Below are 18,645 nucleotides of genomic sequence, written 5' to 3' on the forward strand. Positions count from 1 at the left end.
CCAACGAAGAACTTTGAACCATGGCCACTATCCACGTAGACGGCAAAGCGCTCGAAGTCGATGGGGCGGACAACCTGTTACAGGCGTGTCTGTCACTCGGCCTCGATATCCCGTATTTCTGCTGGCACCCCGCGCTTGGTAGCGTCGGTGCCTGTCGCCAGTGTGCGGTCAAGCAGTACACCGACGAAAACGACACCCGTGGTCGTATCGTCATGTCCTGCATGACCCCAGCCACCGACAACACCTGGATCTCCATCGACGATGAAGAATCCAAGGCGTTCCGCGCCAGCGTTGTCGAATGGCTGATGACCAACCACCCCCACGACTGCCCGGTCTGTGAGGAAGGCGGTCACTGCCACCTGCAAGACATGACGGTGATGACCGGCCACAACGAGCGCCGTTATCGCTTCACCAAGCGTACCCACCAGAACCAGCAACTGGGCCCGTTCATTTCCCACGAAATGAACCGCTGCATCGCCTGCTACCGCTGCGTACGTTTCTATAAAGACTACGCCGGCGGCACCGACCTCGGCGTATTCGGCGCCCACGACAACGTGTACTTCGGTCGCGTTGAAGACGGCGTGCTCGAAAGCGAGTTCTCCGGCAACCTCACCGAGGTCTGCCCGACCGGTGTGTTCACCGACAAGACCCACTCCGAGCGCTACAACCGTAAGTGGGACATGCAGTTCTCGCCAAGCATCTGCCATGGCTGCTCGAGCGGTTGCAACATCTCCCCGGGCGAGCGCTACGGCGAACTGCGTCGCATCGAAAACCGCTTCAACGGTTCGGTCAACCAGTACTTCCTGTGCGACCGTGGCCGTTTCGGCTATGGCTACGTCAACCGCGAAGACCGCCCACGCCAGCCACTGCTGGCCGATGGCGCCAAGCTGAGCCTGGACGCGGCGCTGGACAAAGCCGCCGACCTGCTGCGCGGCCGCAACATCGTCGGTATCGGCTCGCCCCGCGCCAGCCTCGAAAGCAACTACGCGTTGCGCGAGCTGGTGGGTGCCGAGCACTTCTACTCCGGTATCGAAGCCGGTGAGCTTGAGCGCATCCGCCTGGTCCTGCAGGTGCTGAACGACAGCCCACTGCCGGTGCCGAACATGCGCGACATCGAAGACCACGATGCCATCTTCGTGCTCGGTGAAGACCTGACCCAGACCGCCGCGCGCATCGCGCTGTCCCTGCGTCAATCGGTCAAAGGCAAGGCCGAAGACATGGCCGACGCCATGCGCGTCCAGCCTTGGCTCGACGCTGCGGTGAAAAACATCGGCCAGCACGCGCTGAACCCGCTGTTTATCGCCAGCCTGGCGGAAACCAAGCTCGACGACATCGCCGAAGAATGCGTCCACGCCGCACCGGACGACCTGGCCCGCATCGGTTTCGCCGTGGCCCACGCCCTCGACGCCAGCGCGCCGGCAGTCGAAGGCCTGGACACTGAAGCCGCCGAACTGGCCCAGCGTATTGCCGACGCCCTGCTGGCAGCCAAGCGTCCATTGATCATTGCCGGTACCTCGCTGGGCTCCAAGGCCTTGATCGAAGCCGCCGCCAACATCGCCAAGGCCTTGAAGCTGCGCGACAAGAACGGCTCCATCAGCCTGGTGGTGCCGGAAGCCAACAGCCTCGGCCTGGCCATGCTCGGCGGCGAGTCCCTGGATGCCGCCCTGCAAACCGTGATCGACGGCACTGCCGATGCGATCGTGGTGCTGGAAAACGACCTGTACACCCGCACCGACGCCGCCAAGGTTGACGCTGCGCTGAATGCCGCCAAGGTCCTGATCGTCGCCGACCACCAGAAGACCGCCACCAGCGATCGCGCCGACCTGGTACTGCCAGCCGCCACCTTCGCCGAAGGCGACGGCACCCTGGTCAGCCAGGAAGGCCGTGCCCAGCGCTTCTTCCAGGTGTTCGATCCGAAGTACATGGACGCCAGCATCCTGGTTCACGAAGGCTGGCGCTGGCTGCATGCCCTGCGCGCGACCCTGCTGAACCAGCCGATCGACTGGACCCAGCTCGACCACGTCACCGCCGCAGCCGCCGCGAGCGCGCCGCAGCTGGCGCGTATCGTCGACGCCGCACCGTCCGCCGCGTTCCGCATCAAGGGCATGAAGCTCGCCCGTGAGCCGCTGCGTTACTCCGGTCGTACCGCCATGCGCGCCGACATCAGCGTGCACGAACCGCGTACCCCGCAAGACAACGACACCGCGTTCGCCTTCTCCATGGAAGGTTACTCGGGTTCGGTCGAGCCACGTCAGCAGGTGCCGTTTGCCTGGTCGCCGGGCTGGAACTCGCCACAGGCCTGGAACAAGTTCCAGGACGAAGTCGGTGGTCACATCCGCGCCGGCGACCCGGGCACTCGCCTGATCGAACCCCAGGGCGACGCGCTGAACTGGTTCGCTGCGGTCCCGCGTCCGTTCAACCCGGCCCAGGGCACCTGGCAGGTTGTGCCGTTCTTCCACCTGTTCGGCAGCGAAGAAACCTCTTCCAAGGCCGCGCCGGTACAAGAGCGCATTCCCGAGGCCTACGTGTCCGTGGCCAAGTCCGAAGCCGACCGCCTGGGCGTCAACGACGGCGCCCTGCTCGACGTGACCGTTGCCGGCCAGACCCTGCGTCTGCCGCTGCGCATCAACGAAGAGCTGGGTGCCGGCCTGGTTGCCCTGCCTAAAGGCGTCGCCGGCATCCCGCCGGCGATCTTCGGCAAAACCGTTGACGGTCTGCAGGAGGCAGCGCAATGACCTGGTTCACCCCTGAAGTGATCGACGTGATCATCTCGGTCGTCAAGGCCATCGTGATCCTGTTGGCCGTGGTGGTCGCGGGCGCCCTGCTCAGCTTCGTCGAACGTCGCCTGCTGGGCTGGTGGCAGGACCGTTACGGTCCGAACCGCGTTGGCCCGTTCGGTATGTTCCAGATCGCCGCCGACATGCTGAAGATGTTCTTCAAGGAAGACTGGACCCCGCCGTTTGCCGACAAGGTGATCTTCACCCTGGCACCGGTCGTGGCCATGAGCGCCTTGCTGATCGCCTTCGCGATCATCCCGATCACCCCGACCTGGGGCGTGGCGGACCTGAACATCGGCTTGCTGTTCTTCTTCGCCATGGCCGGCCTGTCGGTCTACGCGGTGCTGTTCGCCGGCTGGTCGAGCAACAACAAGTTCGCCCTGCTGGGCAGCTTGCGGGCCTCGGCCCAGACCGTGTCCTACGAAGTGTTCATGGGCCTCGCGCTGATGGGCATCGTGGTGCAGGTCGGCTCGTTCAACATGCGCGACATCGTCGAGTACCAGGCGCAGAACCTGTGGTTCATCATTCCGCAGTTCTTCGGCTTCTGTACCTTCTTCATCGCCGGCGTCGCCGTGACTCACCGTCACCCGTTCGACCAACCGGAAGCGGAACAGGAACTGGCCGACGGTTACCACATTGAATACGCCGGCATGAAATGGGGCATGTTCTTCGTCGGTGAATACATCGGCATCATCTTGATCTCGGCCCTGCTGGTCACGCTGTTCTTCGGCGGCTGGCACGGTCCGTTCGGCATCCTGCCGCAGCTGGCGTTCTTCTGGTTCTTCCTGAAGACCGCGTTCTTCATCATGCTGTTTATCCTGCTGCGCGCTTCCATTCCGCGTCCACGATACGACCAGGTGATGGATTTCAGCTGGCGCTTCTGCCTGCCGCTGACCCTGATCAATTTGCTGGTGACTGCTGCCGTTGTGTTGTTGAACACGCCAGCGGGCGCGGTTCAGTGAGGATTTGACCCATGTTCAAATATATTGGCGACATCGTTAAGGGTACCGGTACCCAGTTGCGAAGCCTGGTGATGGTTTTCGGCCATGGCTTTCGTAAACGCGACACCCTGCAATACCCGGAAGAAGCGGTGTACCTGCCGCCGCGCTATCGCGGCCGCATCGTGCTGACCCGCGACCCCGATGGCGAAGAGCGTTGCGTGGCCTGCAACCTGTGCGCCGTGGCGTGCCCGGTGGGTTGCATCTCCCTGCAGAAAGCTGAAACCGAAGACGGTCGCTGGTACCCGGACTTCTTCCGCATCAACTTCTCGCGCTGCATTTTCTGCGGCCTCTGCGAGGAAGCTTGCCCGACCACCGCGATCCAGCTCACACCGGATTTCGAGATGGCCGAGTTCAAACGTCAGGACCTGGTGTACGAGAAAGAAGATCTTTTGATCTCTGGTCCCGGTAAAAACCCTGATTACAACTTCTATCGTGTTGCAGGTATGGCCGTTGCCGGTAAGCCGAAAGGCGCCGCACAAAACGAAGCCGAGCCGATCAACGTGAAGAGCTTGCTGCCTTAAGGAAGAAAGATGGAATTCGCTTTCTATTTCGCATCGGGTATCGCGGTTGTGTCCACGCTTCGCGTGATCACCAACACCAACCCCGTGCACGCCCTGCTCTACCTGATCATTTCGCTGATCGCCGTGGCCATGACCTTCTTCAGCCTCGGCGCACCGTTCGCCGGTGTGCTGGAAGTGATCGCCTACGCCGGCGCCATCATGGTGCTGTTCGTGTTTGTGGTGATGATGCTCAACCTCGGGCCGGCCTCGGTCGCCCAGGAACGCGTCTGGCTCAAGCCCGGCATCTGGCTCGGCCCGGTTGTCCTCGCAGCGCTGCTGCTGGGTGAACTGCTGTATGTGCTGTTCGCTCACCAGAGCGGCCAGGCCATCGGCCATACCACCGTGGACGCGAAAGCCGTGGGCATCAGCCTGTTCGGCCCGTACCTGCTGGTGGTCGAACTGGCGTCGATGCTGCTGCTCGCCGCAGCCATCACTGCCTTCCACTTGGGCCGCAACGAAGCCAAGGAGCAATGACGATGCCTGCTATCCCTTTGGAGCATGGTCTGGCGGTCGCCGGCATCCTGTTCTGCCTTGGCCTGGTCGGCCTGATGGTTCGCCGTAACATTCTGTTCGTGTTGATGAGCCTGGAAATCATGATGAACGCTGCGGCACTGGCGTTCATCGTTGCAGGTGCACGTTGGGGCCAGCCGGATGGACAAGTCATGTTCATCCTGGTGATCAGCCTGGCAGCCGCCGAGGCCAGTATCGGCCTGGCGATCCTGCTGCAACTGTATCGTCGCTTCCACACGCTTGATATCGACGCTGCCAGTGAGATGCGCGGATGAACATGATCTTTCTGACTTTCGTATTTCCCCTGATCGGTTTCCTGCTGCTGTCGTTCTCTCGCGGACGCTGGTCGGAAAACCTTTCGGCCCTGATCGGTGTGGGCTCCATTGGCCTGTCGGCTATCGTTGCCGCCTACGTCATCTGGCAATTCAACGTGGCACCGCCGGAAAGCGGCCACTACACCCTGGTGCTGTGGCAGTGGATGTCGGTGGAAGGCTTCAAGCCCAACTTCGCCCTCTACGTCGACGGCCTGTCGATCACCATGCTTGGCGTGGTGGTGGGCGTGGGCTTCCTGATCCACCTGTTCGCGTCCTGGTACATGCGCGGTGAAGCGGGCTACTCGCGCTTCTTCTCGTACACCAACCTGTTTATCGCCAGCATGCTGTTCCTGGTGCTCGGCGATAACCTGTTGTTCCTGTACTTCGGTTGGGAAGGCGTGGGCCTGTGCTCGTACCTGTTGATCGGTTTCTACTACAGCAACCGCAACAACGGTAACGCGGCACTCAAGGCATTTATCGTCACCCGCATCGGCGACGTGTTCATGGCCATCGGCCTGTTCATCCTGTTCCAACAGGTGGGCACGCTGAACATCCAGGAACTGCTGGTGCTGGCACCGCAGAAATTCCAGGTCGGCGACTTCTGGATCACCCTGGCGACCCTGATGCTGCTGGGCGGCGCCGTGGGTAAATCCGCGCAACTGCCGCTGCAGACCTGGCTGGCGGATGCGATGGCCGGTCCTACCCCGGTGTCGGCACTGATCCACGCCGCAACCATGGTGACCGCCGGTGTCTACCTGATCGCCCGTACCCACGGCCTGTTCACCCTGGCGCCGGACATCCTGCACCTGGTGGGCATCGTCGGCGGCGTGACCCTGGTACTGGCCGGCTTCGCCGCGCTGGTGCAGACCGACATCAAGCGGATCCTCGCCTACTCGACCATGAGCCAGATCGGCTACATGTTCCTGGCCCTGGGCGTCGGCGCCTGGGACGCGGCGATCTTCCACCTGATGACCCACGCCTTCTTCAAGGCCCTGCTGTTCCTGGCCTCCGGTGCGGTGATCGTGGCCTGCCACCACGAGCAGAACATCTTCAAGATGGGCGGCCTGTGGAAGAAACTGCCACTGGCCTACGCCAGCTTCATCGTCGGTGGTGCCGCCCTGGCCGCCCTGCCGCTGGTGACCGCCGGTTTCTACTCCAAGGACGAAATCCTCTGGGAAGCCTTTGCCAGCGGTAACCAGAACCTGCTGTACGCAGGCCTGGTGGGTGCGTTCATGACCTCGCTGTACACCTTCCGCCTGATCTTCATCACCTTCCACGGTGAAGCCAAGACCGAAGCCCACGCAGGCCATGGCATCTCCCACTGGTTGCCACTGTCGGTGCTGATCATCCTGTCGACCTTCATCGGCGCGCTGATCACCCCGCCACTGGCCGGTGTACTGCCGGAAAGCGCCGGCCATGCCGGCGGCGCCGCCAAGCACAGCCTGGAAATCGCCTCGGGCGCCATTGCCATCGCCGGTATCCTGCTGGCGGCCCTGCTGTTCCTCGGCAAGCGTCGCTTCGTGACCGCCGTGGCCAACAGTGGCATCGGCCGTTTCCTCTCGGCCTGGTGGTTCGCGGCCTGGGGCTTCGACTGGCTCTACGACAAACTGTTCGTCAAGCCCTACCTGGCCATCAGTCATGTACTGCGTAAAGACCCGCTCGACCAGACCATCGGTTTGATCCCGCGCGCGGCCAAAGGCGGTCACACCGCCCTGAGCCGTACCGAGACCGGCCAGTTGCGTTGGTATGCGGCTTCCATGGCGGCCGGTGCCGTGCTGGTGATCGGCGCCATCGTTGTGGTAGCGGTCTGATATGAACTTTGCGAACTTGCGAAAGGAAACGAGCCCGTCATGATTCTGCCCTGGCTAATCCTGATCCCCTTTATCGGCGGCCTGCTCTGCTGGATGGGTGAACGCTTCGGCGCCACCCTCCCCCGCTGGATTGCGTTGCTGACCATGTCCCTGGAACTCGCACTCGGCCTCTGGCTGTGGGCCCATGGCGACTATTCATTCGCTCCGGCACCGGGTGTCGATCCGACGTTCGCGCTTGAATTCAAGCACGTGTGGATCCAGCGCTTCGGCATCAACGTGCACCTGGCCCTCGACGGCCTGTCGCTGTTGATGATCCTGCTGACCGGCCTGCTGGGTATCCTCTCGGTACTCTGCTCCTGGAAAGAGATCCAGCGTCACGTGGGCTTCTTCCACCTGAACCTGATGTGGATCCTGGGCGGCGTTGTCGGCGTGTTCCTCGCCCTCGACCTGTTCATGTTCTTCTTCTTCTGGGAAATGATGCTGGTGCCGATGTACTTCCTCATCGCGCTCTGGGGTCACAGTTCTTCGGACGGCAAGAAAACCCGGATCTACGCGGCGACCAAGTTCTTCATCTTCACCCAGGCTTCCGGCCTGATCATGTTGGTGGCGATCCTGGGCCTGGTACTGGTCAACTTCAACTCGACTGGCGTGATTACCTTCAACTACGCCGACCTGTTGAAAACCAAGATGTCCCTGACCACCGAGTACATCCTGATGCTGGGCTTCTTCATCGCCTTCGCGGTGAAGCTGCCGGTGGTGCCGTTCCACTCCTGGCTGCCTGACGCTCACGCCCAGGCGCCGACCGCCGGTTCCGTGGACCTGGCCGGTATCCTGCTGAAGACGGCGGCCTACGGCCTGCTGCGTTTCGCCCTGCCGCTGTTCCCGAACGCCTCGGCCGAGTTCGCGCCGATTGCCATGACCCTCGGCCTGATCGGGATCTTCTACGGTGCGTTCCTGGCATTCGCGCAAACCGACATCAAGCGTCTGATTGCCTTCTCGTCCGTTTCCCACATGGGCTTCGTACTGATCGGCATCTACTCCGGCAGCCAGCTGGCGTTGCAAGGTGCAGTGATCCAGATGCTGGCCCACGGTGTCTCGGCCGCCGCACTGTTCATCCTGAGTGGCCAGTTGTACGAGCGCCTGCACACCCGTGACATGCGCGAGATGGGCGGCGTGTGGTCGCGCATTGCGTACCTGCCGGCGATCAGCCTGTTCTTCGCCGCCGCTTCCCTGGGCTTGCCGGGTACCGGTAACTTCATCGGCGAGTTCCTGATCCTGATGGGTGCCTTCGTGCAAACACCGTGGATCAGCGCCATTGCTACCTCCGGCCTGGTATTCGGTTCGGTCTACTCGCTGATCATGATCCACCGCGCCTACTTCGGCCCGGCCAAGTCCGACACCGTCCTCAAGGGGATGGATGCTCGCGAACTGATCATGGTGCTCGGCCTTGCGGTATTGCTGATCTACATCGGCGTGTACCCGCAACCGTTCCTGGACACTTCTGCCGCGACGATGCATGGCGTGCAGCAGTGGTTCGGCACCGCCTTCTCTCAACTCGCTTCGGCCCGGTAAGAGCGCTATGGAATTCACGATCCAACACTTTATCGCGCTTGCGCCGCTGCTGATCACCAGCCTCACCATCGTGGTGGTGATGCTGGCGATCGCCTGGCGCCGCAATCATTCACAAACGTTCCTGCTGTCCTGCGCCGGTCTGAACCTGGCCTTGCTGTCGATTATCCCGGCACTCAAGGTCGCGCCACTGGCGGTGACCCCGCTGATGATGGTCGATGACTTCGCGCTGCTGTATATCGCGCTGATCCTCGTCGCCACCCTCGCCTGCGTCACCCTCGCCCACGCCTACCTCGGCGAAGGCGGCACCGGCTACCCGGGCAACCGCGAAGAGCTGTACCTGCTGATCCTGCTGGCTGCGGCCGGCGGTATCGTGCTGGTCAGCGCGCAGCACCTGGCCGGCTTGTTCATCGGCCTGGAACTGCTGTCGATCCCGACCTACGGCCTGGTGGCCTACGCCTTCTTCAACAAGCGCTCCCTGGAAGCCGGCATCAAGTACATGGTGCTGTCGGCCGCCGGTTCCGCGTTCCTGTTGTTCGGCATGGCCCTGCTCTACGCCGAAGCCGGCAGCCTGAGCTTCACCGGTATCGGTCACGCCCTGGCCGCCACCAACAGCCCCGCGCCGATCGCCCAACTGGGCCTGGCGATGATGCTGATCGGCCTGGCGTTCAAGCTGTCGCTGGTGCCGTTCCACCTGTGGACCCCGGACGTGTACGAAGGCGCCCCGGCGCCGGTGGCGGCGTTCCTGGCGACCGCGTCCAAGGTCGCTGTGTTTGCGGTGATGGTGCGTCTGTTCCAGATCTCGCCTGCCGCCAACACCGGCGTGCTGAGCAACGTGCTGACCGTGATCGCCATCGCGTCGATCCTGTTCGGTAACCTGCTGGCGCTGACCCAGAACAACCTCAAGCGTCTGCTGGGTTACTCGTCCATCGCCCACTTCGGCTACCTGCTGATCGCCCTGGTGGCGAGCAAAGGCCTGGCCGTGGAAGCCATCGGCGTGTACCTGGTCACCTACGTGATCACCAGCCTCGGCGCGTTCGGCGTGATCACCCTGATGTCCTCGCCTTACAAGGGCCGTGACGCCGACGCCCTGTACGAATACCGCGGCCTGTTCTGGCGCCGTCCGTACCTGACCGCCGTACTGACCGTGATGATGCTGTCCCTGGCCGGTATCCCGCTGACCGCGGGCTTTATCGGCAAGTTCTACATCGTCGCGACCGGTGTCGAAGCCCACGAGTGGTGGCTGGTTGCGTCCCTGGTGCTGGGCAGTGCCATCGGCGTGTTCTACTACCTGCGCGTGATGGTCACCCTGTACCTGATCGAGCCAAACCTGCGCCGTGTGGATGCCGAGCTGCACTGGGAACAGAAAGCCGGTGGCGTGATGCTGCTGGCTATCGCCCTGCTCGCCTTCTTCCTGGGCGTGTACCCACAACCGTTGCTGACCCTGGTGCAGCACGCGGTGCTGGGGGTTTGATCCCTTAGCGGTATGTGAACCAACAGAAACGGCGCCCCAGGGCGCCGTTTTTGCGTTCTGGGCTGACCTGCAACAGCCCAAAAAAACGCCCCGAATGTTCGGGGCGTTTTACATTGCAATCGCGTCAGAACGCGATACCGACCTTGACCCCGTACTCATCCCGCTTGAGCCGAGTGTTATCGGCCACTTCGGAATCACCGTCGAGCTTGTATTCGGTGCGGGTGTAGTAAAGGCCCGCCATCACCGGCAGGTCGCCCTTCTGGTTCATCAGCAGGCTGACTTCGGCGTAAGGGTTGGTGCGGTCCTTGAGGTCCACGGTGTCGCTGCCCACGCCGTCCACCTTGAGCTTGGTACGACCATCAATGGTGCGACGCGCACCGGCTTCGAAACGCAGCGTCATGTCATCGAACTGATGGTTGTAGCCCAGGGCTGCCTTGGCGAACGGCGACTTGTTGGTGAGCTCCATGTCGTAGTCGTTCGAGTCCAGCTCATAGCGGGTCCAGCTGTAACCGCCGCCCACGATCACGTCGACGAAGTTGCGCGCATCCAGCGCGGCACGCCAGCCGAGATCCAGGTCGGCCTGGCCTTCCTTGAGTTTGTTATCACTCTTTTTACCGTACTTGGCTTCCACACCTGCCTGGTAGATAAAGCCCGACTCGGCGGTGAGCTTGTTGCCGAAGTTGTAGAAAAGACCGGCTTCGGGCATGTGGTCCTTATCACTTTCACTACCGCCTTCGAGCTTGAAGTCGTTGTAGCTGCCCAGAATCCCAAAGGTAGAAATCGGGTCAGTGGACGGTGCGGCGAACACCAAGGCTGGCGCGGCGACCAGCGCCAGCAGTGAGGAATGCTTGAGGAGGTTTCCGAATAGTTTGGACATCGTTTACATCTCCTTGTCTGGTGGGCAAATTATTCAGGAAACGCTTCGAACCCAGGCTGGCACCAAAGGTTCGAAAAAATTTGCCCCCACTTGGAGGTAAAACGGTTCAGCGATCGCTCTGGATCAATACTCCTGGCGTGCAGCCATTACCAAGCCCTCAAGGGTTGAATCAAGCTGAGGGTGAACCGGCACGCGAATCCCAAAGGTAGTGCCCAGTACGTCCAGCAGCTCGTCGGCGCTCTGGATCACACGCTTGTCACTCGGCCGATCCAGGTAGTGAATCCCATAGAGGGCGTTGTTCAAGGTGTGGCGTTCCCCCGCTGCCAGGCGTGCGACTTTCAATTGGCCCACGAACGGCGAACCTGGATGGGTCGAGACGTACCAGTTACCGATTTCGTAGTCGATGTCTGCCTGCACTTGCAGGTCGAACACATACAAGCCACGCCACTCCCCCGCGACCTCGGCCCACAAGGTGTAGCTGCTCTCCTGTTCATTGAGAGTCAGGCGATACGGCTCATGGGCCGTGGCCTGCACGGCCTGCGTGTCCAACTGCAACGGACTGCTGGGCACCATGCCACCAAAGCCGACGTCGGTGATGTAGCGCACGCCGTCCAATGTCACCAGGCTCAGGCGATGGGTACGCGCCGTACGTGCATCCGGCGGCCCCCCCATCACAACCCGCCCGGTAATGCCGCGAGCATCGAAGCCCAGTGCCTGCAACAGCGCCAGGAACATCTGGTTCAACTCATAGCAATACCCACCCCGCCCATCGAACAGGACTTTCTGCTCGACGCTGGGCAAGTCGATCGGCACCGGCAGACGCAACAGGGTCGACAGGCTTTCGAAGGCGAAGGTGCACACATGACGCAGTTGCAAATCCCGCAGGGTCTGCAGGGTGGGCGGTGGTGGCGAGTCGTAACCCAGGCGTTGCAGGTACAGGCGGCTGTGGTTCAGGAGGGTCATGGCGCGATCCTTGGGCGCGGGAGGAATGCGTCACTATGCCGCGCAAGCATGCAGATTGTCATTTTGAGTGAACCTTTTTAAACCGTTCCCTATCCATCTATAACAAGACAGGGAGGCAACATGAGTACCGCAAAAATCTACACCATCCACTACCAACTGCACGGTCAACCGAAGTCCTTTGTGGTGCGTGCCGAAGTGATGAACAACGCCGAGGCCTGGCACTGGGCAGCCGTTGACGCCGACATAGCGCATGTCAGTCGTATCGGCCGGGTCGGCCATGAGCAGGTGAAAAAAACCACGCGCCCATGGGCCGAGAAGTACGGCATCACCGACGTCACCTGGATGCCGCCCAGATAAATAAAAAGCCCCACTCATTGGCGGGGCCCAGCTCATTTCTTCAAGTCGCCCAACGGATCGTAGGGCGGCTTTTTTTCCCGTCGTCCTTGGCCTTTTTATCCAGGGGGGCGATGGCCGGACCGATGGGATCAACCTGCGGGTCGGCCACATCGGGCGAGTCCGGATCAAATCCCAGCTCATCCTTGCCGCTGGCGTGTTCGTTGGAGGGCGGTCCATCCGAGCGCTTGTTCATCATGGTCTCCTGTTATAGCGGGCGAGCTTTGTCGTGGAGGTTTTCCAGGTCGTCTTCGACGCGCTCCACATCATCCTGGGCGTCACGCTCTTTCGGGTCATTGGGGCGCAAGGCATCGTTGTCGCGCTCCTCTTCGCCGGGTGTGCGATCGGGGTCCGGGGTACCGGGCGGTGGCTGCTTGTACTCGGGCATGGTGGTTGACCTCAAAGGGGCTACACCGGTTTAGAGAAACTGCCCCAGATCATGGTTCAACTTGATTGCCCCACCACTGACCGCCGACCATGAGAAGATGCCTTCCCCTACCCGCCCTGGAGACCTGGACCGGATGTTCGAGCTCAAACCCTGCGACCCCGTCACCTACCGCCAACAGACGCGCCGCAGCACCCTGATCGTAGCCGTGCTGTTCGTGGCCCTGGCCATGCTGCTGTCGAGCCTGGCGGTGATGCTGTTCGGCGAACCCGGCGGTGACAACTTCCGCTTCAATGTCGGTGGCGTATTCGCCGGGGTGTTGATAACGGTCGCCCTGCTGCGCGGCCCGTTCCGCACCCAACCGTGGTTGGCACCGGCCGTCTATGGCTGGCAGCTCAAGCGCACCCTGATGCGCGTGACCAACGTGATGCACACCGTCACCGAGCGTGTGCAGGCGAATGATCCGACGGCCATGAAGGTCCTGCGTTTCTATCACCTGGGGCTGACGCAGATGCACGCCCTGGACGCCAACTCCAGTGCCCAGGCGCAGTTGGTGGGGGAAATCGAAGCACATCAGGCGAAGATGCACGTGCTGGGGATCGACACCGAACAAACCCGCTTTGATCCCGCGTGGCTGGAAGGATTGAAACGCACGTAAGTCAGCCGGCTGCCACACGGGTGCGCCAGCAGAACAACGCACTCACCGCAATCGCCGCACCCGCCACGCCAAACACCAGGGGTGCCGAGGCCACCGGCAACAGCAGGCCTGCCAGCAGTGGCCCGAGGCCCGCACCGATGTCACGCCATACCGCATTCGACGCCAGGGCCGACACCCGCAGCGAACCGGGGTTGCGCTCGGCGACCAGGGTGGTCACCAGGGGCAGTTGCAACGCGCGCAGCACCAACACCGCCGCCGCGCCGACAATCACCCAATAGCTGCCGAACGCCGTCAAGGCCAAGGCACTCAGGAACGAAAACAGCAACAACATCGAGGTCGCGCCAAAGCGCTGGGCGGCGTGGCCTCCCAGGGGACTCAGGAGCATTTCCGAGACATAACGCAGGGCCATCAAGCCGCCGGCGATCAGCACCGCATTACCGCCGAGCAGCTTCTGCGCCTGGATCGACAGGCCGAAAATAAACAGTCCGTCCAGCGCCACGCCTTCGATAAACGACCACAGCGCCACGCTGTCGGGCCACTTGAAACGGCGTCCCGGGGTGCTGTGCAAATCATGCCCGGCGCTGGGCAGGCCGCGCGCCATCCACAGCCCCACCAGGCAACAGCCGGCGAGGATCACAAAGATCGGACGCGGCCCGACCCACAGCGTCAGCCAGCCACCGAACGGTAACGCCAACATCGGCCCCCAGGCGATCAGGGCCCGCGATCGCCCGGCCCGGCGAGCGGCGCCCTCCGGCTCGGAGGTGGCCAATACCTGGGTCGACAGGTTCAACGCAGCGAAACACAGGCCCCACACCAGCCGCAGCCCCAACAACGCGGCAAAGCCCGACAGTACCGAATTACCCAGGGCGCACAGCGTTGCGGCACCGGCGGCGATCATGCAGGTCAGGCGATCGCCGTTGCGCGCGTAGAAATTCAGCACATGGCGATAACCGAAAATCCGCACCAGCCGGTTGGCCGCCAGCAACACCCCGGCCTGGGCGAGCGTGATGCCGAAGGCCTGGGACTCCATGGGCAGCAGCAGATAGAGCAACACGTCACTGGGCAGGCATAACGCCAGGGTCAACGCAGCACGGCGGGAATGGGTATCGGCAGTGCGGAGGGCCAGGCTGGACATAAATCTGAAACATCCCGAAATATTCAGGTCGCCACGGTAGCCCTCCCGCCGCAGGTTTTACAACGGCTTTTTCCCGTAGGGCAGCAAACGCAGGCCACTGGCCACGGCGCCCACCAGCGCAAACACGCAACCCAGCCACAGCGCATACAGCGGGCCATTGCCCAGGGACAGGTGGAAACACAGCGCCACCAACGACGCCCCCAGCGTCTGCCCCAGCAACCGCGAAATCGCCACGATGCCGCTGGCCCCACCGCTGCGCGCCAACGGCGCACTGGTCATCAAGGCCTTGAGGTTGGGCGACTGGAAGAAGCCGAAACCGGCACCGCACAACGCCATGCGCCAGCCAATATCGAAGGCCGACGCGCCGTGGCCCAAGGTCGCCAACGCGGCCATTCCCACGCTCAACATCAACAGCCCGATACCGCACAGCAGGCCCAGGGACACACGGTCAGCCAGGCGCCCGGCGACCAACGCCATCACCGCCACGACCGCCGGCCACGGTGTCATGAGGAATCCGGTTTCCACCTGGCTATGCCCCAGCACCGCCTGCAACAGAAAGGGCAGCGACACAAAGGCCAGGCCCTGGGCGCTGAAGGCGCAGATCGCCGTCAGGGAAGACAAGGCAAACACCGGCCGCTTGAACAGATCCAACGCCAGCATCGGCGCCGGGTGACCGGCCTGCCGACGCAGCAGCAAGGCGCCACACAGCAGCGCCACCGCAATCAAGCCCAGGGTCAACGCCCCCTGCGCACCATGCACCGCCGTGCCCAGCCCCAGCACCAGCAAGGCGAATAACCCGGCACACAGCGCCGCCGCGAGGCGGTCGAAGGCATGCCCGGTCATCGGCAGGGTCGGCAATGAACGCAGGCCCAGTCCCAGGGCCAACAGCCCCAACGGCACATTGATCAGGTACAGCCAGTGCCAGGTCGCCACCGACAGAATCGCCGACGCCGCCGTGGGCCCCAGGGTAAACGCCAGCCCCACCACCAGCGAGTTATAGCCCAGGCCACGCCCGAGCATTTTTGACGGGTAGATATGCCGCAGCAACGCCGTATTGACGCTCATGATCGCCGCCGCTCCCAGCCCCTGCACCACACGGGCGGCGGTCAGGCTGACCAGCGAGCCGGCCAGCCCGCAAAACAGCGACGAGACGATAAACAGCAGCAACCCGCCGAGATATACGCGGCGGTGCCCGAGCACATCGCTGAGGGACGCAAACGGCAGGACCGTGGCGATAATCGCCAACTGGTAGGCATTGACCACCCAGATCACCGAGGCGGAATCGGTGCCAATCCCTTCGGCCAGGGTCGGCAAAGCCGTGTTGACGATGGCCGTGTCCAGGGTCGCCATGCCGATCCCCAGGGAGATCGCGATCACGGCCGGCAGGCGTTTATTGAGGGGCAGCCCATCGGCAATAGAAGACATGAACAATCCGCACAGTGGCAAAGGTGTCTAGATTAAGGGCAGCCGGGGATTTTTTCAGTGGGGGATTGCGTGGCTGTCCGAATTTTCATGTTCAGCCACGCGCCACAGGTAAAGGCGATCAGCCTGCCAGTGCACTCAGGTCCAGGCGCCCACCGAGGGTCGGCGGACACCAGTAGTAACCACCGGTCAACGGCGTGCTGATGCGATACAGGCCATCGACAATCCCGTCCTCCAACCCGCTCATGCGGCGCAGTTGCGCTTCGAACGCATCGAAGGAATGGCCGAACGCGAGGAACATCAACCCGGCCTGGCCATTTTCGGCCCAGGGCATGGAGCGGCGCACCACGAAGGCTTCCGGGGTGAAGCTTTCCTGGGCGGTACGTTTGGTGTGGGCGGATTCGGGAGCGTCTTCCAGCTCTTCGTTGTCGCCATGGCGGCGGCCGATGATGTGGTCGCGCTCCTGGGCGGGCAACGCGGCGAAGCCATCGAGGTCGTGCTGCCATTGCTGGATCGCGGCGAAGCTGGCACCGCTGTCGGTCAGGGCGGCTTCAACGGCAGCGTCATCGTGGGGGTTTTCGGTGCCGTCTTCGTAGTCGGTGAGGTCGAAGCCAGTCTTGTAGCGGAAGCCTTCGGTCGACTGTACCAGGCGAAACGCCGGGGCCAGGGCCTTCTCGAAAGCGCGACTGCGCAGCAGCAACTCGCCGCGATCGACGCCATGCAGCCACACCCACAGTGCCTGCTGGGTGGACGGGTTGTGCGCGCCCGGTGCGCTCACGGCAGGAAAGCTGCGCAAACCATCAATCGTTGCACCCAGCGCGTTGACCAGCGGCTCGCCAAATCCGACCACTGCCGCCGAATCGGCCAACTGCACCAGCGCGTCCAGCGCAGCGGGCACGGCTGCCAGGGTGTCAACGGCAAAAAACAGATGGCGTGCCTGCAAAGGCACCGGTGCGGCAAGAATGCCCGGCTGGTACTGACTCATGTGAACTCCTTCAAGAAAGGCGCGCAGTCTACTATCTCGAAGAGCAGGCGACACGCCCCGGTGTGTAGTGCAACGCGCACAAGCCTTGCCATAGAGCCCTGTGTTGGGTGACTCTCTAGTCATGTTTTGCAACTATTTCAGGGGTAGTGCCATGACCAGCAGCAACCTGCTCGCCCAGCTGTTTCCCACCAGCGTCGCCGATATTCCCGAGCAATACCGCCTGGCGGCGCCCATCGAACAGCGTGACTACCTGGTGGATGGCCAGTTGCAGGTGTGGAACGGCCCCTTGGCCCAGGTGCAGAGCCCGGTGCAATTGGGCGACCGCCGCGTGGTGATCGGCAGCACGCCGTTGCTGGATGCCGACACCGCCCTCACCGCCCTCGATGCCGCCGTGCGCGCTTATGACCGAGGCCAGGGTGAATGGCCGACGATGCGGGTGGTGGAGCGTATCCAGCACGTCGAGGCGTTTTTGCGACGTATGCGCGAACAGCGCGACGCAGTGGTCACGCTGCTGATGTGGGAGATCGGCAAGAACCTCAAGGACTCGCAGAAAGAGTTCGACCGCACTTGCGACTACATCACCGACACCATCAATGCCCTCAAGGAACTCGACCGCCGCAGCAGCCGCTTCGAGTTGGAACAGGACACCCTCGGGCAGATCCGCCGCGTCCCCCTGGGCGTGGCGCTGTGCATGGGGCCCTACAACTACCCGCTCAACGAGACGTTTACCACGCTGATCCCGGCGCTGATCATGGGCAATACCGTGGTGTTCAAGCCGGCCAAACTCGGTGTGCTGCTGATCCGTCCGTTGCTGGAAGCCTTCCGCGACAGTTTCCCGGCCGGGGTGATCAACGTGATCTACGGCAGCGGCCGCGAAACCGTCAGTGCGTTGATGGCCAGCGGCAAGATCGACATCTTTGCCTTTATCGGCACCAACAAGGCCGCCAGTGACTTGAAAAAACTGCACCCCAAGCCGCACCGCCTGCGTGCGGCCCTGGGCCTGGATGCGAAAAACCCCGGCATCGTGCTGCCCGAGGTGGACCTGGACAACGCCGTCAGCGAGGCCGTCACCGGTTCGCTGTCCTTCAACGGCCAGCGCTGCACCGCGCTGAAAATCCTGTTTGTGCATGAAGACGTGGTCGACAGCTTCATCGAGAAATTCAACCGCAAGCTGGAGACCCTCAAACCCGGCATGCCCTGGGAAGACGGGGTTTCACTGACGCCGCTGCCGGAAGTCGGCAAGGTGGACTACCTCAACGACCTGGTGGCCGATGCCCAACAACACGGCGCCCACGTGGTGAATGCCAATGGCGGTACCCATCGTGGTTCGTTCTTCTATCCGGCGGTGCTGTACCCGGTGAATCCGCAGATGCGCGTGTACCACGAGGAACAATTCGGCCCGGTGGTGCCCATCGTGCCCTACCGCGATCTGGAGACGGTGATCGAGTACGTACTCGACTCGGACTTCGGCCAGCAATTGAGTATTTTCGGCACCAACGCCGTGGAAGTCGGACGCCTGGTGGACACCTTCGCCAACCAGGTCGGCCGCATCAATATCAACGCCCAGTGCCAGCGCGGCCCGGACACTTTCCCGTTCAACGGGCGCAAGAACTCGGCCGAAGGCACGCTGTCGGTACATGACGCGCTGCGCGTGTTTTCGATCCGCACCCTGGTGGCGACCAAGTTCCAGGAAAGCAACAAGGCGCTGGTCAGCGATATCCTGCGCAACCGTGACTCAAGCTTCCTGACCACCGACTATATCTTCTAAGCACAATGCCGATCTCAATGTGGGAGGGGACCGCCCCCTCCCA

Annotated in this window: 17 protein-coding genes and 1 pseudogene; 11 read left to right on the forward strand and 7 right to left on the reverse strand. The window is 62.5% G+C overall.

Annotation, left to right across the window (positions count from 1 at the left end; genetic code table 11):
- Positions 1-20 precede the first annotated feature (20 nt).
- From nuoG to nuoN, 8 genes are read left to right on the forward strand one after another with little or no spacing between them, the layout of a single operon-like run.
- The gene (gene nuoG, locus J1N02_RS01805) at positions 21-2,735 is read left to right on the forward strand and encodes an NADH-quinone oxidoreductase subunit NuoG (RefSeq protein ID WP_027606324.1); all 2,715 of its coding nucleotides are present in this window, start codon (positions 21-23) and stop codon (positions 2,733-2,735) included.
- The gene (gene nuoH, locus J1N02_RS01810) at positions 2,732-3,739 is read left to right on the forward strand and encodes an NADH-quinone oxidoreductase subunit NuoH (RefSeq protein ID WP_017137518.1); all 1,008 of its coding nucleotides are present in this window, start codon (positions 2,732-2,734) and stop codon (positions 3,737-3,739) included. The genes nuoG and nuoH overlap by 4 nt, the downstream gene beginning before the upstream one ends.
- 11 nt (positions 3,740-3,750) lie before the next feature.
- Entirely contained in the window at positions 3,751-4,299 is a 549-nt protein-coding gene (gene nuoI, locus J1N02_RS01815) for an NADH-quinone oxidoreductase subunit NuoI (RefSeq protein WP_003174725.1), read from the forward strand.
- A gap of 9 nt (positions 4,300-4,308) precedes the next feature.
- Positions 4,309-4,812 carry an NADH-quinone oxidoreductase subunit J gene (nuoJ, locus tag J1N02_RS01820; protein ID WP_003174726.1) on the forward strand — a complete coding sequence of 168 codons (504 nt, stop codon included), beginning with the start codon at positions 4,309-4,311 and terminating at the stop codon, positions 4,810-4,812.
- 2 nt (positions 4,813-4,814) lie between these two features.
- Positions 4,815-5,123: an NADH-quinone oxidoreductase subunit NuoK gene (gene nuoK, locus J1N02_RS01825; RefSeq protein WP_003174727.1), complete on the forward strand. Its 309-nt coding sequence runs from the start codon at positions 4,815-4,817 to the stop codon at positions 5,121-5,123.
- Entirely contained in the window at positions 5,120-6,973 is a 1,854-nt protein-coding gene (nuoL, locus tag J1N02_RS01830) for an NADH-quinone oxidoreductase subunit L (protein WP_027606323.1), read from the forward strand. The genes nuoK and nuoL overlap by 4 nt, the downstream gene beginning before the upstream one ends.
- A 39-nt stretch (positions 6,974-7,012) precedes the next feature.
- Positions 7,013-8,545: an NADH-quinone oxidoreductase subunit M gene (gene nuoM, locus J1N02_RS01835; protein WP_017527174.1), complete on the forward strand. Its 1,533-nt coding sequence runs from the start codon at positions 7,013-7,015 to the stop codon at positions 8,543-8,545.
- Positions 8,546-8,552: 7 nt separating this feature from the next.
- The gene (gene nuoN / locus J1N02_RS01840; RefSeq protein WP_003174731.1) at positions 8,553-10,016 is read left to right on the forward strand and encodes an NADH-quinone oxidoreductase subunit NuoN; all 1,464 of its coding nucleotides are present in this window, start codon (positions 8,553-8,555) and stop codon (positions 10,014-10,016) included.
- A gap of 124 nt (positions 10,017-10,140) precedes the next feature.
- Here nuoN and J1N02_RS01845 read toward each other — a convergent pair whose 3' ends face one another.
- Positions 10,141-10,893, reverse strand: a complete 753-nt coding sequence (locus J1N02_RS01845; RefSeq protein WP_368962754.1) for an outer membrane beta-barrel protein — start codon at positions 10,891-10,893, stop codon at positions 10,141-10,143.
- A 123-nt stretch (positions 10,894-11,016) separates the two neighbouring features.
- Positions 11,017-11,856 carry an arylamine N-acetyltransferase family protein gene (locus J1N02_RS01850; protein WP_368962753.1) on the reverse strand — a complete coding sequence of 280 codons (840 nt, stop codon included), beginning with the start codon at positions 11,854-11,856 and terminating at the stop codon, positions 11,017-11,019.
- 120 nt (positions 11,857-11,976) lie between these two features.
- Between J1N02_RS01850 and J1N02_RS01855 the strand changes: the two genes are divergently transcribed.
- Positions 11,977-12,213, forward strand: a complete 237-nt coding sequence (locus J1N02_RS01855) for a DUF6555 family protein (RefSeq protein ID WP_027606320.1) — start codon at positions 11,977-11,979, stop codon at positions 12,211-12,213.
- A 32-nt stretch (positions 12,214-12,245) separates the two neighbouring features.
- Here J1N02_RS01855 and J1N02_RS01860 read toward each other — a convergent pair.
- Positions 12,246-12,445 (reverse strand): annotated as a pseudogene (locus J1N02_RS01860) (DUF6021 family protein).
- 12 nt (positions 12,446-12,457) lie between these two features.
- Positions 12,458-12,637 (reverse strand): hypothetical protein, encoded by a 180-nt coding sequence (locus J1N02_RS01865; protein ID WP_027606318.1) that lies wholly within the window; start codon positions 12,635-12,637, stop codon positions 12,458-12,460.
- 133 nt (positions 12,638-12,770) lie between these two features.
- On the opposite strand from J1N02_RS01865, the gene J1N02_RS01870 reads away from it, so the two are divergent.
- A complete protein-coding gene (locus J1N02_RS01870) occupies positions 12,771-13,292 on the forward strand; it encodes a DUF3087 domain-containing protein (protein ID WP_098479170.1) in 522 nt (173 codons plus the stop codon).
- A 1-nt stretch (position 13,293) separates the two neighbouring features.
- Here the strand turns inward: J1N02_RS01870 and J1N02_RS01875 are convergent, their stop codons facing one another.
- The 3 genes from J1N02_RS01875 to J1N02_RS01885 all read right to left on the reverse strand — a co-directional run bounded on the left by J1N02_RS01875 (position 13,294) and on the right by J1N02_RS01885 (position 16,834).
- Positions 13,294-14,427, reverse strand: coding sequence for an MFS transporter (locus tag J1N02_RS01875; RefSeq protein ID WP_027606316.1), 1,134 nt, complete (start codon positions 14,425-14,427; stop codon positions 13,294-13,296).
- Positions 14,428-14,484: 57 nt separating this feature from the next.
- Positions 14,485-15,852: an MFS transporter gene (locus tag J1N02_RS01880; protein ID WP_421147095.1), complete on the reverse strand. Its 1,368-nt coding sequence runs from the start codon at positions 15,850-15,852 to the stop codon at positions 14,485-14,487.
- A 118-nt stretch (positions 15,853-15,970) separates the two neighbouring features.
- Entirely contained in the window at positions 15,971-16,834 is an 864-nt protein-coding gene (locus tag J1N02_RS01885) for a Dyp-type peroxidase (protein ID WP_421147096.1), read from the reverse strand.
- A gap of 151 nt (positions 16,835-16,985) precedes the next feature.
- Here J1N02_RS01885 and J1N02_RS01890 point away from each other — a divergent pair, with 151 nt between their 5' ends.
- Positions 16,986-18,602: an NADP-dependent glyceraldehyde-3-phosphate dehydrogenase gene (locus J1N02_RS01890; RefSeq protein ID WP_169898927.1), complete on the forward strand. Its 1,617-nt coding sequence runs from the start codon at positions 16,986-16,988 to the stop codon at positions 18,600-18,602.
- Positions 18,603-18,645: the final 43 nt, after the last annotated feature.

It is taken from the genome of Pseudomonas sp. NFX5, from assembly GCF_049132125.1.
GTDB classification, from domain to species: Bacteria; Pseudomonadota; Gammaproteobacteria; order Pseudomonadales; family Pseudomonadaceae; genus Aquipseudomonas; species Aquipseudomonas marginalis.